The organism is uncultured Shimia sp., assembly GCF_947498095.1.
Lineage (GTDB): Bacteria > Pseudomonadota > Alphaproteobacteria > Rhodobacterales > Rhodobacteraceae > Shimia.
This window is the reverse complement of record NZ_CANMJE010000008.1, coordinates 120,548-137,168: the sequence shown is the minus strand read 5'-3', so window position 1 is coordinate 137,168 and position 16,621 is coordinate 120,548. Positions and strand designations below refer to the sequence as shown.

The following is a 16,621-nucleotide window of genomic DNA, read 5'->3' as shown; positions in this document are numbered from 1 at the left end:
GGTCAGGCCGCAAAAGCCCGCCGCAGGCTGGCGATTTTCGGCCCCCAGAAACGCCACATCAACAGGATCGCGGCAACCGTCAACCCAACCACAAGGCCCAGCCAGACGCCGACCCCTTCCCAGCCCAGAATAAAGCCAAAAGCATAACCACAGGGCACGCCGATCAGCCAATAGCTGATGGCGGCGATAATCATGGGCGCGCTGGTGTCTTTAACCCCGCGCAACAGGCCCAGCGCCATAACCTGAGCGCCATCCATGACCTGGAACAAAGCCGCCACAAACAAGAGCGACACGCCCACGGCAAGGATCGCGTCGCGTTCGGATTCTTCCGGATTGATGAACATCGACAAAAGCTGCTCTGGGAACACCAAGAGCACCACCACCGAGATAGCCCCCGCCAGCAAAGACAATGCAATCGCCACGATGGCGCCCCGGCTTAGATGCTGTGCATCGCGGCGTCCCATCGCGTTGCCTGCCCGCACCGTGGCGGCACTCGACAGCCCCAGTTGCACCATGAAGGCCAGGCTTGCCAGTTGAAGCGCGATCCCATGTGCCGCCAGTGGGATTGTCCCCAGCCAGCCCATCATCACACTTGAGGCCGCAAATAGAGACACCTCGGAAAGGTTGGTGACCCCGATCGGTGCACCAAGACGAAAGACCTGGCCAAAGGCGTCCCAATCCGGGCGCCACAGACGGCCAAACAACGTGTGCTCGGGCAAGGCCAGTTTTGCATAGGCCACGCAACCAGCCAGCGAGACAATCTGCACCATGAGCGATGCAATTGCGGCACCACCGACGCCAAGTTCCGGAAAACCCCAGTTGCCGAAAATCAGCGCGTAGTTGGCAAAGGCATTCACCACCGCTGCCGCCACTGTCACCCAGAACACGACACGCGTGTGTTCCAGCGCGGCCAGATAGGATTTCAACACCATGACCAGCAGCGCCGGCACCATTCCCGGCCCCACGATGCGCAGGTAGCGCTGCGCCAGCTCAGCGGTTTCCTCGGTTTGTCCCAGCAGCGACAATAGCGCCCCAGAATACCAGAACAGCGGCAGAATCGTCGCCGCAAAAATCACCGACAGCCACATCCCCATCCGCGTGACCCGCCGCAGCGTGACTTCATCTTTTGCAGCATGCGCTTCGGCCACCAACGGCATCACCGCGATGGCAAATCCCGATCCAAAAATGAACGTTACAAAGAAGAACGTGCTGCCCAGCACCACCGCTGCCAGCGCCTCGACACTGTACCAGCCCAGCATCACCGTGTCGGTCAGGCCAATGGCAAAATGCGCAATATGCCCGCCGACAAGCGGCAGGCCAAGGCGCACCACGGCGCGCGTGTGCTGAGAGTAAGACATGGGTGAGGTCATACCCCAAGGCTTAGGAGGCTTTGGAGAAACTGGCAAGCGGTTGATTTGCGCTGGCGGTGTCTGTCTGGCACTCTACCGAAAACTACGGAGCAAGGATGACCGACACTTTCGACACATTGGTCCCCGACGCACGTCGCTTTCTGGGCGATCTGTCTGCGTCCAACAACCGCGAGTGGTTCACCGCCAACAAGTCGTACTACGAGGCGGATCTCAAGGCGCCGGCGCTTGCGTTTCTGGACGTCGTAGGAGCCCGTCTTGAAAAAATGACCGGAGCGCCCGTTGAAACCAAATTGTTTCGCCCACATCGCGACGTGCGGTTTTCCAAGGACAAAACCCCTTATCACACGCATCTGCATATGCTCTGGTCCCAAGGCGGCTTGAATTGGTTTTTTGGCGTGGCCCCGGATTACATCAGTGTGGGCGCAGGCGTCTTCGGCTTTGATAAGGACGCGCTTGTGCGATGGCGAGAGGCCGCAGACAGCAATGGCGGTGCGATCGCGGCCATGATTGCGACGCTCACGGACAATGGCGCACGACTGGGAGAGCCCGAGCTCAAGCGCGTGCCAGCCCCCTTTGACAAGGATCATCCACATGGCGCCCTGTTGCGGCGCAAGGGGCTGACACTTTGGTTTGACACCGATGAAGCAGCTCTGAAAAAAGGCGGCCTGACCGCGTGGGTCGAGACCGCCTTTTCAGAGCTTCTGCCAGTTCAGACTGCGCTGCGCTCCCTCCTGTAGCGCAACGCAAGCAGCGCCCTATTTCTTGCGCGTGTCCGGGTGCAGAGCTGTACCCAGAATGTGATCCGAGCGATGGATCACATGGCTTGCCGTTGAAACAATCAACGGATCAGGGGCATGTGCGATTTTGATATCTTTGCCCGGATAATCCAGCGAATCCAGGAAATGCAGCATACAGTTCAGACGCGCGCGTTTCTTGTCGTTCGACTTGATCACCGTCCAAGGCGCATCTGCGGTGTCTGTGTAAAAGAACATCGCCTCTTTCGCTTCGGTGTAATCATCCCATTTACCCAAGGACGCCTTGTCGATCGGCGACAGCTTCCACTGTTTCAAAGGATCGCTCTCGCGGCTTTCAAAGCGGCGACGTTGTTCGTCTTGCGTGACCGAGAACCAGTATTTGTAAAGTCGGATGCCAGAGCGCACCAACATCTGCTCCAAATCAGGAGTCTGACGCATGAATTCCAGATATTCGCCCGGCTCACAGAACCCCATCACACGCTCGACACCGGCGCGGTTGTACCAAGAGCGGTCATAGAGCACCATTTCACCCGCCGTTGGCAGATGGTCGATATAGCGTTGGAAGTACCATTGGCCGCGCTCTTCGTCGGTAGGCTTGTTCAAAGCCACAACCCGCGCCGCCCGAGGATTGAGGTGCTCGGTAAAGCGTTTGATCGTCCCGCCCTTACCGGCCGCATCACGTCCTTCAAAGATCATGACGAATTTCTGGCCTGTTTCCTGTGCCCACAATTGCACCTTGAGAAGTTCGGCTTGAATCTTGGCCTTTTGTGTCTCGTACGTGCGGCGCGACAGCTTTGTGTCATAGGGATATTCGCCGCTTTCAAAGGCGCGGCGGATCTCTTCGGCACTGGGTGAGGTTTTGCGCGCCTTGGCTGCCACTGCGCCGTTGGGTTGTACGGAGGCCTTGGCTTCTTCAGCAGCTTTTTTGATTGCAGCAGGGGTGTTCGCAGGCGTTGCGGTCATAGAATTCTCCATTTGTCTGAACTTGCGCGAACCTTAACGCAACAACGAAACCAGCGCTTTGATGTGCGTCAATTTCCCTGCAACCCGCGGGGCAAAATCAATGCCTCTTGCATCGTTCTTATGGCGCTTTTATGCCGACCTTCTGCTAGGGTGATTTTAACGTCAATCAGCGCCCACCTCGGAGCCATCCATGCCCCAAACAGCCTCGGCTACCGCCGACACAGAAAACGCCAATCGCTACTTGCAACAACTGTGCAAGCACTGGTCGCACAAGGCGCAGGCCAAGTTTTCCCCCGAGGCTGGTGAGATCGCCTTTGAGAGCGGCAACACGCTCTCAATGGTGGCACACACCAACCACCTCGAATTGCAGGTTCACGTTCCGGATGAGGCTGATCTGAAGCGGTTTCAAGAGGTCGTCGACGCCCATCTGAAGCGCTTTGCCTTTCGGGAAGACTTGCAAATCATCTGGTCCTGAACAAACCAGAAAACACACCTGTTGTTTCGGCGCACCAAGCAAATTCCAATTTGCTTAAGCAAAGGGTTTCGAAACCCTTTGTTTGCGGAAACTCAGGTCTCCTTGATGTTGGATTAGCTGTGGTTCCAGTCGTCAGGATTGTCCGAATTGTTGGGTGACAGACCCAGAACGTCCCCATCGGTCGAACATCCGAGCCCCAGAACCGTCCGGTTGGCATAAGAGAAATAAGCCGAAACCTGATTGATTTCGAGAATTTCCCCATCGTCGAACCCGACCTCACGCAGGCCTTGGATATCTGCCTCGGTCAGGGTTGCAGGCGCCTTGGTCAACGTCTTTGCATAGGCCATCGCCGCCTTTTGCGCACGATCCAAGGGGGCTGCCTCAATGGCGCCTGCGTCAATGGCCAGCCGCAAAGCCTCGGCCCGCGCATCATCCTGCAGCAACCGTTTCATCCCGGCAAAATGATGTTCGACGCAATAGGCGCAGTCATTCAGCGATGAGACCCAGACCCCAAGACATTCCAGAAACCACTTGGGCAGTGCATTGCCCGAATGGTGCAGCACATACTTGTAGATCGCCATATGCCCTTCCATCGAATGCGGCCGCAGACTGTGGGCCATCATGATGTTGTCGACATTGTTTTCAGGCCCCTTCACCCGGTCATACAGCCGCTTCAACTTGCCGGTGGCCTCGTCATAGGGAATGGTCGTGATCCAGCTCATGGAATGTCCTCTCACTGTGGCCGTCATGACCTCACTAGAACACAAGTTCGCAATCCAAGACAGCGGCTTATCCAGTGGGCGTCATTCCACCCTTTCGCCTATCGCAGAGCCCTGCCATAATAGCCGCCAACCAACATTAAGAATGGGCAGCCCGAGCATGGCAAACGACCTTTTGACCGCGTCCACCGCGAGCGACTATGACGCGTCTTCCATCCAGGTTCTGGAAGACATGGAGCACGTGCGTCTGCGCCCCGGCATGTACATCGGGGGCAAGGATGATCGCGCCCTGCATCACATGGTGGCCGAAATCGTCGACAACTCGATGGACGAGGCCGTAGCGGGACACGCCACATGGATCGAGATTGAGCTGCATGAAAACGGCCATGTCTCTGTGTGCGACAACGGGCGTGGCATCCCCACCGACCCTCACCCGAAAGACCCTAAAAAATCGGCGCTTGAGATCATCTTTTGCACCCTGAACGCAGGCGGCAAGTTCTCTGGCGACAGCTATGAAACCTCGGGCGGTCTGCATGGCGTGGGCTCGTCAGTTGTGAACGCGCTTTCGGACCATCTGCGCGTCGAAGTTGCCCGCAACAAAGAGCTTTACGCGATGGAGTTCGCGCGCGGCATCCCGCAGGGCAAACTGGCCAAGATCGGCGCGGCTCCCAACCGTCGCGGCACGGCTGTCACCTTTCACCCTGACCCGGAAATCTTCGGCTCTCTGAAACTGAAACCCGCCCGCCTGTTCAAGATGGCGCGCTCCAAAGCCTATCTGTTCTCGGGCGTCGAAATCCGCTGGAAAACCGGCATTGATGATGGCGAAACCCCGGCCGAGGCCAAGTTCCATTTTCCCGGTGGTCTGTCAGATTACCTGAACGAGACCCTGTCGGGCGCCTCAACCTATTCCGACCAGCCATTCTGCGGCACGGTGTCTTTCGAAAAGTTCAACGCGCCGGGCAAGGTTGAATGGGCGATCAACTGGACGCCCTCGCGCGATGGGTTCATCCAATCCTATTGTAACACCGTCCCCACCCCCGAAGGCGGCACTCACGAGGCCGGGTTCTGGGCCGCAATCCTCAAGGGTATCAAGGCTTACGGCGAGTTGGTCAGCAACAAAAAGGCCGCCACCATCACCCGCGAAGACCTGACCACGGGCGCGGGCGCGCTGGTCTCGTGCTTCATCCGCGAGCCTGAATTTGTCGGCCAGACCAAAGACCGGCTGGCCACGGTCGAGGCGCAACGGATGGTGGAAAACTCGGTGCGCGACCACTTTGACAACTGGCTGGCCGCCGACACCAAATCGGCGGGCGCTATCCTTGATTTCCTCGTGCTGCGTGCCGAAGAACGCCTGCGCCGCCGCATGGAAAAGGAAACCGCCCGCAAATCCGCGACCAAGAAACTGCGCCTGCCGGGCAAGCTGACAGACTGTTCGTCGAAAGACCGCGAAGGCACGGAATTGTTCATCGTCGAGGGTGACTCGGCCGGTGGCTCGGGCAAAGGTGCCCGCGACCGCAAAACCCAAGCGCTTCTGCCGCTCAAAGGCAAAATCCTGAACGTCCTCGGCGCGGCCTCATCGAAGCTGGGAAGCAACGCCGAGATTTCCGACCTCTGCGAAAGCCTTGGCTGCGGCATGGGCACGAAGTTCAACATCGACGATCTGCGTTATGAAAAGATTATCATCATGACCGATGCGGACGTCGACGGCGCTCATATTGCGGCGCTGTTGATGACGTTCTTTTTCACCCAGATGCGCCCGCTGATTGATCAGGGCCACCTCTACCTCGCCTGCCCGCCGCTCTACCGCCTGACGCAAGGCGCGCGGCGCATTTACGTCGCCACGGACGCGGAAAAAGACGTGCTGATGGAAAAGGGGCTGGGCGGCAAAGGCAAGATTGACGTGCAGCGGTTCAAAGGTCTGGGCGAAATGGACGCCAAGGATTTGAAAGAAACCACCATGGACCCTAAAACCCGCAAGCTCATCCGTGTCACGATTGACGAGGATGAACCAGGTGAAACCGGCGATCTGGTCGAGCGCCTCATGGGTAAAAAACCCGAGCTGCGGTTCCAATACATTCAGGAGAATGCGCGGTTCGTGGAGGAGTTGGATGTTTGAGGAGATCTTCGCAATAGAATTGGCAATTGCAGTCGCGGTTGGCGTTCTATCGGCGGTTGTTACTCTAGGCGTGTTTCACAAGTTAGTCAGTCCGAAAATCATTTTTTCCGACAAGATCAATGTCGTCAAGCACAAGCATTCGGAACGGAGCCACTACACCACAAAGGTCCAAAAGAAAGGAGTGATCGACCTAATTGAAACAACTGCCATTTGCAGGGTATCTGTGTTCAACATTGCCAAGTCTGACTCAAGCAAGTCTGACTCTAGAAGGTGGAATTACTACACAATTCCAACCACTTTCTCCAACTCACTTCGGTTCGGAAAAGGGCATCGCTACATTCAACTAAAAGTTCACGAATCTAGCCTTTTTGATCCGCAAAAAAGCCCTACGATCCACAAGAATACGTCCATTCTCCGGCCTGAGCGCGGCTTGAGACTGGAGGATGTTTTCATGAGCTATGAAAAAGTGCACGTACGTCTCTACATTTTGGGACACGACCGGTTTACAGGGATCAAAAAACTGTATGTGTCGAAACCATACAAATTCTGGCAAATTCGAACAGGCGATTGGATGTATAAAAAGCTGGAGCTTGTTGAGCGGCCTGCCACTCATTTGGCCTAGGCCATTGAAAGGCTGAAGTGTTGTTTCAGCCCATTGATCGCACCCCTCGATCCAGTGGTGGGATAAAACTCAACCCAACACTCCCCTTCCCAACACCCCTCACGCCCGATCCGATGGGTGGGCGCAAACGCGACCGCCCTTCTCGACAAAGGCGAGCCCCCATAAACGGTGCGCCTTTGGTGCGACGGGGGCGGGTCGGGCGCGTTCATGATGCAGCGCATCATGCAATGGGTTGAGTGACGAAACACCCTCTGCCACACTCCCCCCATGCGCCTTTTCCTGATCCTCGCCCTCCTTCCCCTGCCCGTCCTGGCGGAGGACTACGAGCGTACCGGCATATTTTGTGACCAATACGCCCGCGCCTCGGCGGGGCAAGCGGGCACGGTGCGGGGCGGACGCAGTGGCAAATGGGCTGGGGCGGCAGCGGGGGCCACCCAAGGGGGCTCAACAGCCGTCAATCGCGGCGCCCTCGCCGGAGGGGCTCTTGGGGCTGCCAGGGGCGGGCAATGGGACAAGCAGGTCTATGACTACTACCTGCAGGAATGTCTAAGCGGTGGTCGCCTGACCGCGCCCTGGCCGCCAAAATAACGCCCCTGCGGTCCCTATTTGGCCCGGTATCACAAAAATTTGGCACCTAGGCGCATTTGGCAGCGCCCTTTGCGGCCCAAATGTCAGAGGTACCCCAGAGCAGTTTTCCGGAGATACCAACAATGAAACGTCTTTCTCTTGTCCTCGTGGCCGCCATGCTGGCCACATCCCCTGCCTATGCCCAAGAGCGCACGCAGACCTATTGCGACTCTTATGCCAAGGTGAAATCCGGCAGCAGCGCCACGGCCGCCGGAGCCACGACAGGCATCGTCGGCGGCGCAGCTCTTGGCGGCATCGTCAATGGCTCAAAAGGTGCCAAGCGTGGGGCCGTCACCGGCGGCCTTATCGGGGGCATCAATGGCAACGCGGCGGACAAGCAGAAATACAATCATTTCTACCATCACTGTCTGAGCGGCAAAGCGCTCTGAGCCATTTTTGACGCGGGCCTTGGTCAAGTGATGGGTCCCATGCGTCCACCGCTTGATCCAACGGGCGAGGCTGTTAGGGTCGCGACATGCGCGCGCGATTTTTTCTGCCTTTGGTCCTGATATCCTGTACCCGTAGCCTGACCCCGTCCGAGGCCGAGTTTGCCAAGGACCTGCAGGGCGACACGATCCGTCCCGAGGCCGTGACCGTGGTGCGCGATGTGCCATTCAGTTCCTTCACCTTTACCCGCGAACCCCGCCCCCGAGTGGCTTGCCGCGAACGGATCTGGCCGGAAATCACCCGCAAAGAGGTCACCGTGTCCCCCGCCGCCGTGGTGGTATGGAACACCGCCTATTTTGCCAAGGACTGGCACAAGCCGAATTTCATGGCCGGGTACCCAGAACGTATGGACCTGATGGACGCGATGCTGTTTGCCCATGAGATCACCCATGTCTGGCAATGGCAGAACCGCAAGATTACCGGCTATTCCCCATTGCGCGCGGCCAGCGAGCATGAAAACGGCGCCGATCCCTATTTGTTTGATATCTCGACTGACACAAGGTTTCTGGAGTTCGGCTATGAGCAACAGGCCAGCATCGTCGAGGAATACGTCTGCTGCGCCATGCTGGACCCCGAAGCGCCCCGCACGGCGCGTCTTGCGTCCCTGATCAGCCAGGCCATGCCGCTGGGGGAGCTACCCCGCCCCGACCAACTGCGCATTCCGTGGAAAGATGCCAAGATCGAAGGCATCTGCCGTTAACACAAGAAAAAGGGCCGCGTGGCCCCTTTGTTTGGTCATTCTGGTGCGCGAGAGCGTGGATCAATACCCAAAGGCACTGTTAGGGATCAGCCCAAACGATCCACCCGGCGCCTTCCATTCCGCTTCCAGACAGGCGGTGCCCTCTTTCTGGAAATATATGGCCTGAATGTCGTACCAGCCTGCCGACGGGACTTTCACTTGTTGCGGGCCACCGCTGGCGCAAGGGGTGATGCCGTCCACCTTTGAGACCGATTGACCACCGATCCAAACCTGCATGCCGTCATTGGAGTAAAACTCGACCTCATAGACACCGGGTTTGGCGAACTTGATATAGCCACGAATATCCGCAACCACCAATTCCGGGATGCCCGCCGTCAGAACCGGCGCGCCCTTGCCCTTGTCAGGATAGCTTAACCCGCTGAGCGGCTTGCCCGGTTTGGAGCTGCCTTTGAGACGCCCCTTGGCCGAACTCAATGAGCGGACCTGGCGATCACCGGTGAAGTAGCTGACCTTCAGCCCCTTTTTCACGCCCGACGGCTGAGGGCTGGCGGGTGTCAATTCGATCACGCCTGCCATCGCGATAGACGCCACCATCGTGGCACAGGCCGCGATAACTGCTGCAAAAACTGTCTTCATTCTTAACCCTCCCATCGGCCGACCGCTTCCGTCCTGCAGGAAACGCCCCATCGGCCCATTCGCAGGCCCACTTTAGTCAGGCCGTTCGGAATTCACAATGCCTGCCCTTACGGTCGGCAAGAAAGGGGAAAAAGGTTAAGTTTTGCTCAGAAAATGCGTCGAAACAATCGCCGATAGCTGACCAAAATCCGAAAACGCATAGGCGTGGGGAATGCTCGCCACGGCGCGTTTTCGATAGCCTTCGGTAAAGAGCGCAAAGCCAACGCGGGCATTTTGTGCCGTGGACGCATCAATCTCGCTGTCGCCGACATACAGGACTTCTTCGGCCTGCAAGGCTTTGATAGTTTCCTGCAAAGGCAAGGCGTCTGGTTTGCGTGCAGGCGTGCTGTCGCCACCAATCACCACGTCAAAGACCCCGTCCAATCCCATGTCATGCAGCAGGTTTATGGCTGGCTTGTAGGGTTTGTTGGTGCAGACCCCCATCCGGTATCCAGCGCCAGTGAGGTCCTGCAAGGCCTGCTTCATGCCGGGATAGGGACGCGCATAGGTTGCCGGAGTGGTCTCATAGATCTCCAGAACATCCGCGGTGATGCGATCAAACGCGGCCATATCTATGCCTTGCCGTGTCATCACCCGTTCGATCAGCTTGGGCAGGCCGTTGCCAACAAATGAGGTCACCGTCGGCAAGTCCAACGTGGGCTGGCCTTCGGTCTCAAGCATCCGGTTCACCGCCGCATGGATGTCGGGCGCACTGTCGACCAGCGTGCCATCCAGATCAAAAATGATGGCTTTCATGCCAGAGGGCCCCCAACCACGTCAGGAAGGGTTTGGAGCTTGACTGACATATTTGATCTCCTGTTTCAGGCGCCGTCCGGCACAAAACGGTAGACATCGCCCTTGCGTTCCACATGGCCCATCCCACCGCCGGGCAAGTGATAGCCGATCAATCGGGTCTTGTCTGCCGCCAACTGGTCCAGCAGGGACAGGCGGGTCGCAACCGCGATGGCACGATCCTGATCCGATCCGCTTTCCAGCTGCGGGGCGGCAAAGGCAACGTGGTGATTTCCGATGGCATCGCCCACCACCATCACGCTGTCACTGCCTTGGCGCAGTTCAAACGCCATATGACCGGGCGTATGACCGTAGCTGGCCCGCGCCGCAACGCCGGGCAGAATTTCCTCACCGTCATCAAAGAATGTCACGGCGTCTTCGATCATTTCCATGCGTCGCTTGGCGCCGATTGCCATGGTGGTGCGTGCGGGTTCAATCGTATCTACGGTTTCCGAGTTCCACCAGTAATCCCATTCGGCGCGCCCCATCAAATACGTCGCCTCGGTAAACAGGGGGTCGTCGAAATCGTCCAGCACACCCCACAAGTGATCTGGATGACAATGTGTAAACACGACATGGGTCACGTCCTCGGGGGCCACACCAGCCATATCCAGCGCATCAATCAACAGACCCGCGCTGTCCTGAAACCCAGTGCCCGAGCCGGTATCGAACAACACCGTGCGCGTGCCGTCCTGCATCAGCGTGACATTACATTCGGGCATCAAAGGGCCATTGCCAATCTCGTACTCACCAAGGATCGGCACAACGACGTCAGAAGGCATCGGTCCAAAGATGAAATCAAATGGCAAGCTAAGGTACCCGTCAGACAGCGTCTGTATCTGCATGGATCCCAAAGCCACCTGATCAGAGGACCAGACCATCTGTGGGGCGGCAACTAAGGCCGCACCTGCGCTTGCGTTTCTGATGAACTTTCTTCGAGTCAAACGCATCTGACTGTCCTCCTGCATCCGAGATCAACGATCCGCGACATGCTGACATTCAAATGTGTGAATAGCAATGCAGTTCTTGCCGCAACTCTTGCCTAAGACGCTTAGCTGCCGCGATAGGTCGAATAGCCATATGGCGACAACAAGAGCGGCACATGATAATGAGCCTCGCCGTCTGACATGCCAAAGCGGATCGGCACAGCATCCAGAAACAATGGATCGTCCCCAGCCTGCCCGGTATCACGCAGATAGTCCCCGCAAAAAAAGATCAACTCATAGGTCCCGGTTTGGAACTTATCCTGCGGCAAGATTGGACTGTCGGTACGGCCATCGTCATTGGTCACTGTCTCGGCAATCATTTCCCGGCTGTCGCCGGATAGGTGAAAAAGCGCGATCCTGATACCTTCTGCAGGCACGCCGCGCGCCGTATCCAAAACATGTGTGGTGAGATATCCGGACATGAAACGCCCCCTTTTTATTCATATGCCCCGGTTTTCCCGCATTTGTTGCGGATAAGACAGGCAGAAGTCGCAAAGAAGTCTTTCAGTTTTTTTGCGAAAGTCACGCAGATTGTTCTGAGATAGAACCAAATGAACCAATAGGAGACGGCTGCATGATCAAGTGCACCGCGATGAACAGGGATTGTGTGTCATGAAGCCAATCGTGACCGAACCGCTGACCGCGTCGGCTTTCGCATCCTTTGGCGATGTTCTGGCGCTGAAAGACAGCCCGGACAAAATCATTAATCAGGGCCTGTGCGGACGTCACCATGATCTTGCTCGGCTGGATTTCTCCGATGGCCGTGCCGGGATCAGCCTGTTTGACGCCGAGCCGCGCAGCCTACCCTACACTCTTGATATGGTGGAACGTCACCCTGAGGGCTCGCAAAGCTTTATCCCCATGACCCCGGCGCCTTTTCTTGTGGTTGTAGCGCCGGATGACCACGGCAAGCCCGGCACACCAAAGGCCTTTGTCACGGCACTTGGCCAGGCCATCAACTTTCACCGCAACACATGGCACGGGGTTCTCACACCTCTCACGGCCCCCGGTCTCTTTGCCGTCGTCGACCGCATCGGACCCGGCGACAACCTTGAAGAATTCTGGTTCGACACCCCCTACATGGTTGTGTCGTCCTGAATACCACTGGCAGGTCCCACCTGCCCATCACCCAAAGCTGTCCGGCAAAAGAAGACAGCAAGAACCCCATACCAACAGGAGAATTCCGTATGGCTGATACTGCAACAGGGACACAGTATAGTGATCCGAACGTAACCCCACCGCTCGCACAGGCGGTGCCGCTAGGGTTTCAACACGTGCTGGCGATGTTCGCGTCCAACGTTACACCGTCAATCATCGTCGCGGGGGCTGCTGGTCTGGCCTTTGGCGGACCAGAGCAAATCTACCTAATCCAGATGGCAATGCTGTTTGCTGGCATCGCCACGCTGTTCCAAACCGTCGGGATCGGACCCGTGGGCGCGCGTCTGCCGATCATGCAAGGCACAAGTTTTGCCTTTGTTGGCGTGCTGGCCGGGGTCACCGCGACCCAAGGCCTTAGCGTGGCGCTGACCGCCTGTATCATAGGCGGCGTGCTGCATTTCTGTCTGGGTGCCGTTATTGGCAAGATACGCTGGCTGTTTCCACCACTAGTGACCGGCCTCGTCATTCTGGCCATCGGTCTTTACCTGATCCCGGTTGCGATCAAATACGCGGCAGGTGGCGCCGCCAAATTCCAGATGGAAGCCGAGAGCTTTGGCTCCTTGCTGCACTGGTCTGTGGCGCTGACGGTCGTCATCGTGGCGCTCGGGGTCAAGTTCTTTACCAAGGGCTCTCTGTCCAACGCGGCCATTCTGATCGGGCTGTTGGCGGGTTACCTGCTGGCTTATATTCTTGGCATGGTAAACTTTGGGGCCGTCTCCAAAGCGTCCTGGATCACCAGCATCAAACCACTGCCTTACGGGTTCCAGTTCAGCCTGGGTGCCGTGATTGCAGTCACTCTAGTGTCCGTTGTCTCGGCAATTGAAACCGTTGGCGATGCCTCGGCCACAGCCAAAGCTGGGGCCGGACGTGACGCCACCGACGAAGAGATCCAAGGTGCAACTTACGCCGATGGTCTTGGGACTGCCGTGGCTGGCGTATTTGGCGGACTGCCCAACACCTCGTTCAGCCAGAATGTCGGCATTGTCGGCATGACCGGCATCATGAGCCGCCATGTTGTGACCATCGCTGGCATTATCATGATCATCTGCGGCCTGTTGCCCAAGATCGGTGCGGTCATCGCCTCGATGCCCCTGCCTGTGCTGGGCGGCGGCGTGATCGTCATGTTCGGCATGGTGGCTGCAGCCGGGCTGAACGTGCTGACCGAGGTCAAGATGAACCGCCGCAACATGGTGATTATCGCGATCTCGCTGGCCGCGGGTCTGGGCCTGAACCTTGTGCCGACTGCCGTGCAGTACCTTCCGGGTGTCGTCAAAACGCTGATGACTTCGGCCGTGGCACCAACGGCTCTTTGCGCCATCGTGCTGAACCTGGTTCTGCCCGAAGAGATGGATCAGGACGGCGCTTGATCGTCGTTGACACTCCCTAACGGCTTAGGGCCGGAGCACCTGCTCCGGCCCATTTCTTTGCAAAATACCCAATTCTACGAGTTTCCCGCCTGATGCATGACTGCTATGACGCCACCGGGCTAGCCAAGTAGTTTAGCATTAAACTATAAGCAGCCAACGTAACGTCAATCAGGAGGAGGACGCTGCACATGGCGACCCAATTCGAAGACATCGATCCCATTGAAAGCCGCGAGTGGCAAGACGCTGTCGAAGATGTCATTGCCCGCGACGGGGCCGACCGGGCCCATTATTTGCTGGACAAAGCTGTGCAACAGGCCCGCGCATCTGGCGCCACCCTGCCGTTCTCATCCACGACGCCCTATCAGAACACCATCCCCACCGATGATCAGGAACCCTTCCCGGGCGACCTCGACATGGAATGGCGGATCCGCACGATTAACCGCTGGAATGCGATGGCCACTGTTGTTCGCCGCAACAAAGTGTCCAGCGAATACGGCGGCCATATCGCCTCCTTCGCCTCGTCGGCTGTGATGTATGATATAGGGTTAAACCATTTCTGGCGTTCCAAGTCCGCGATCCACGGCGGCGACCTGGTCTTCTTTCAGGGCCACGTCATTCCCGGCATCTATGCGCGTTCTTTCATGGAAGGACGCCTGACCGAAGAGCAGATGGAGAACTTCCGCTCGGAAGTTGACGGCAAGGGTCTCTCCTCCTACCCCCACCCCTGGCTGATGCCCGATTACTGGCAGTTCCCAACCGTCTCGATGGGTCTGGGCCCGCTCATGGCGATCTATCAGGCACGGTTCATGAAATACATGCACAACCGCGGCCACATCGACATGGCAGACCGCAAGGTCTGGTGCTTCTTGGGCGACGGCGAGATGGACGAACCGGAATCGCGCGGCGCCATCGACCTTGCCGCCCGCGAAGGCCTCGACAACCTGATCTTCGTGGTCAACTGCAACCTGCAGCGTCTTGATGGCCCGGTCCGCGGCAACCACAAGATTGTTCAGGAACTCGAAGGCGACTTCCGCGGGGCTGGCTGGAACGTCATCAAGCTCTTGTGGGGCAAGGGCTGGGATGACCTCCTGGAAAAAGACACCTCCGGAAAGCTGCGCCAGTTGATGGATGAAACCGTCGACGGCGACTATCAGACGTTCAAATCCAAGGACGGCGCCTATATTCGCGAACATTTCTTCGGCAAATACCCCGAGACAGCCAAGCTGGTCGAGGACTGGACCGATGAGCAAATCTGGTCCCTGCGTCGCGGTGGCCATGACCCGCAAAAGGTCTACACCGCCTTCAAACGCGCCAGCGACACCAAGGGCACGCCTACTTGCCTACTCGTCAAAACCGTCAAGGGCTATGGCATGGGCACCGCGGGTGAGGGCATGAACATCACCCACCAGCAAAAGAAGATGGCCGAGGATCAACTTCGCGCCTTCCGTGATCGTTTCCAGATCCCGGTCAGCGACGAAGACCTGCCTAAAGCACCGTTCGTCAAGCTGAACAATGCGCAGAAATCTTACCTTGCCGACCGCCGCAAGGCGCTGGGGGGCGAGTTCCCCAAGCGCTTCTCGGACGCACCCTCGCTGGACATCCCGGCGCTGGAGAAATTCGAAGCCCAGCTGAAAGGCACAGGCGAGCGTGAAATCTCCACCACCATGGCCTTCGTCCGCATCCTGACCACGCTGTTGCGTGACAAGAATGTCGGCAAGAACGTTGTGCCAATTGTGCCGGACGAAAGCCGCACCTTTGGCATGGAAGGGCTGTTCCGCTCGGTTGGGATCTACAACCCGATGGGCCAGAACTATACGCCCGAAGATGCTGACCAGATGATGTTTTACAAAGAAAAGGTCGACGGTCAGGTTCTACAGGAAGGCATCAACGAAGCTGGTGCCATGGCTGACTGGATCGCCGCCGCCACGTCTTATTCGAACCACGGCGTGCCGATGATCCCCTTCTTCATCTACTATTCGATGTTTGGCTTCCAACGTATTGGCGACCTTGCATGGGCCGCTGGTGACAGCCGTGCGCGCGGCTTCATGCTGGGCGGCACCGCGGGGCGCACCACGCTCAACGGTGAAGGTCTGCAGCACGAGGACGGCCACAGCCACATCATTGCAGGCACCATCCCCAACTGCATCACCTATGACCCGACCTTCCAATACGAGGTCGCCGTCATCGTGCAGCACGGGCTGAAGCGCATGTATCAGGATCAGGAAGACGTGTTCTTCTACCTCACCCTGATGAACGAAAACTACAGCCACCCCGATATGCCCATGGGCGTCGAGGACGAGATCATCAAGGGTCTCTATCGCTTCAAAGAGGTCAAGAAACCGACCAAGAAGCACGTGACCCTGATGGGTTCGGGTACCATTCTGGTGCAGGCCCTCAAAGCAGCCGAGATGCTGGAAGAAGACTTTGGCGTGACCTCGGAAATTTGGTCCGCGCCCAGCCTCAACGAACTGGCCCGCGATTGCCAGGACGTGGCCCGCTGGAACCGTTTGAATCCGCTGGAAGAGCCAAAAACCTCTTTCGTGGCCGATCAGTTCGCCAAGGCCAAAGGCCCGATCATCGCGGCCACCGACTATATGAAGAATTATGCCGAGCAAATCCGGCCATGTGTTCCGGGCACCTATACCGTGCTGGGTACCGATGGGTTTGGACGTTCCGACAGCCGCGTGAACCTGCGGCGGTTCTTTGAGGTCGACGCAAACCACATTGCAGCAGCTGCCATGGTGGACCTCTACCGCGAAGGCAGCATCACCAAGAAAGTGCTGGAAAGCGCACTTGCCAAATACGACATCGACGGCGCCAAGCCGAACCCGCGCCTGGTGTGATCGGGA

The 16,621-nt window shown here is 57.7% G+C and carries 16 protein-coding genes; 9 read left to right on the top strand and 7 right to left on the bottom strand.

The window, feature by feature from the left end; all coding sequences use genetic code 11:
• Positions 1 to 2: 2 nt before the first annotated feature.
• Positions 3 to 1,358 carry an MATE family efflux transporter gene (locus Q0932_RS14440; protein WP_299354474.1) on the bottom strand — a complete coding sequence of 452 codons (1,356 nt, stop codon included), beginning with the start codon at positions 1,356 to 1,358 and terminating at the stop codon, positions 3 to 5.
• A gap of 107 nt (positions 1,359 to 1,465) precedes the next feature.
• Here Q0932_RS14440 and Q0932_RS14435 point away from each other — a divergent pair, with 107 nt between their 5' ends.
• Entirely contained in the window at positions 1,466 to 2,107 is a 642-nt protein-coding gene (locus Q0932_RS14435) for a TIGR02453 family protein (protein ID WP_299354471.1), read from the top strand.
• Between the two features lie 18 nt (positions 2,108 to 2,125).
• Here Q0932_RS14435 and ppk2 read toward each other — a convergent pair whose 3' ends face one another.
• Entirely contained in the window at positions 2,126 to 3,088 is a 963-nt protein-coding gene (ppk2, locus tag Q0932_RS14430) for a polyphosphate kinase 2 (protein WP_299354468.1), read from the bottom strand.
• 190 nt (positions 3,089 to 3,278) lie between these two features.
• Between ppk2 and Q0932_RS14425 the strand changes: the two genes are divergently transcribed.
• Complete coding sequence (locus Q0932_RS14425; RefSeq protein ID WP_299354466.1) at positions 3,279 to 3,563, top strand: DUF2218 domain-containing protein; 285 nt, start codon at positions 3,279 to 3,281, stop codon at positions 3,561 to 3,563.
• A gap of 113 nt (positions 3,564 to 3,676) precedes the next feature.
• Here Q0932_RS14425 and Q0932_RS14420 read toward each other — a convergent pair whose 3' ends face one another.
• On the bottom strand, positions 3,677 to 4,285 hold the full coding sequence (locus tag Q0932_RS14420; protein ID WP_299354464.1) for a peroxidase-related enzyme: 609 nt from the start codon (positions 4,283 to 4,285) through the stop codon (positions 3,677 to 3,679).
• Positions 4,286 to 4,442: 157 nt separating this feature from the next.
• Here Q0932_RS14420 and parE point away from each other — a divergent pair, with 157 nt between their 5' ends.
• The 4 genes from parE to Q0932_RS14400 all read left to right on the top strand — a co-directional run bounded on the left by parE (position 4,443) and on the right by Q0932_RS14400 (position 8,794).
• Positions 4,443 to 6,398 (top strand): DNA topoisomerase IV subunit B, encoded by a 1,956-nt coding sequence (parE, locus tag Q0932_RS14415; RefSeq protein ID WP_299354461.1) that lies wholly within the window; start codon positions 4,443 to 4,445, stop codon positions 6,396 to 6,398.
• Positions 6,391 to 7,020 (top strand): hypothetical protein, encoded by a 630-nt coding sequence (locus Q0932_RS14410; protein WP_299354457.1) that lies wholly within the window; start codon positions 6,391 to 6,393, stop codon positions 7,018 to 7,020. The genes parE and Q0932_RS14410 overlap by 8 nt, the downstream gene beginning before the upstream one ends.
• 710 nt (positions 7,021 to 7,730) lie before the next feature.
• Entirely contained in the window at positions 7,731 to 8,036 is a 306-nt protein-coding gene (locus Q0932_RS14405; protein WP_299354454.1) for a hypothetical protein, read from the top strand.
• Positions 8,037 to 8,122: 86 nt separating this feature from the next.
• Positions 8,123 to 8,794 carry a hypothetical protein gene (locus Q0932_RS14400; protein ID WP_299354451.1) on the top strand — a complete coding sequence of 224 codons (672 nt, stop codon included), beginning with the start codon at positions 8,123 to 8,125 and terminating at the stop codon, positions 8,792 to 8,794.
• Positions 8,795 to 8,854: 60 nt separating this feature from the next.
• Here Q0932_RS14400 and Q0932_RS14395 read toward each other — a convergent pair whose 3' ends face one another.
• The 4 genes from Q0932_RS14395 to uraH all read right to left on the bottom strand — a co-directional run bounded on the left by Q0932_RS14395 (position 8,855) and on the right by uraH (position 11,669).
• Positions 8,855 to 9,430: a PA14 domain-containing protein gene (locus Q0932_RS14395; protein ID WP_299354448.1), complete on the bottom strand. Its 576-nt coding sequence runs from the start codon at positions 9,428 to 9,430 to the stop codon at positions 8,855 to 8,857.
• Positions 9,431 to 9,565: 135 nt separating this feature from the next.
• Positions 9,566 to 10,225: a phosphoglycolate phosphatase gene (gene gph, locus Q0932_RS14390; protein ID WP_299354445.1), complete on the bottom strand. Its 660-nt coding sequence runs from the start codon at positions 10,223 to 10,225 to the stop codon at positions 9,566 to 9,568.
• Between the two features lie 65 nt (positions 10,226 to 10,290).
• On the bottom strand, positions 10,291 to 11,211 hold the full coding sequence (locus tag Q0932_RS14385; RefSeq protein WP_299354442.1) for an MBL fold metallo-hydrolase: 921 nt from the start codon (positions 11,209 to 11,211) through the stop codon (positions 10,291 to 10,293).
• 101 nt (positions 11,212 to 11,312) lie between these two features.
• Entirely contained in the window at positions 11,313 to 11,669 is a 357-nt protein-coding gene (gene uraH / locus Q0932_RS14380) for a hydroxyisourate hydrolase (RefSeq protein WP_299354439.1), read from the bottom strand.
• A gap of 190 nt (positions 11,670 to 11,859) precedes the next feature.
• Here uraH and Q0932_RS14375 point away from each other — a divergent pair, with 190 nt between their 5' ends.
• The 3 genes from Q0932_RS14375 (at position 11,860) to aceE (ending at position 16,615) form a co-directional block, all read left to right on the top strand.
• Positions 11,860 to 12,345, top strand: a complete 486-nt coding sequence (locus Q0932_RS14375) for an ureidoglycolate lyase (RefSeq protein ID WP_299354436.1) — start codon at positions 11,860 to 11,862, stop codon at positions 12,343 to 12,345.
• An 89-nt stretch (positions 12,346 to 12,434) separates the two neighbouring features.
• Positions 12,435 to 13,772, top strand: coding sequence for a nucleobase:cation symporter-2 family protein (locus tag Q0932_RS14370; protein WP_299354433.1), 1,338 nt, complete (start codon positions 12,435 to 12,437; stop codon positions 13,770 to 13,772).
• A gap of 188 nt (positions 13,773 to 13,960) precedes the next feature.
• Complete coding sequence (aceE, locus tag Q0932_RS14365) at positions 13,961 to 16,615, top strand: pyruvate dehydrogenase (acetyl-transferring), homodimeric type (protein ID WP_299354430.1); 2,655 nt, start codon at positions 13,961 to 13,963, stop codon at positions 16,613 to 16,615.
• The last annotated feature ends 6 nt before the right edge of the window (positions 16,616 to 16,621 follow it).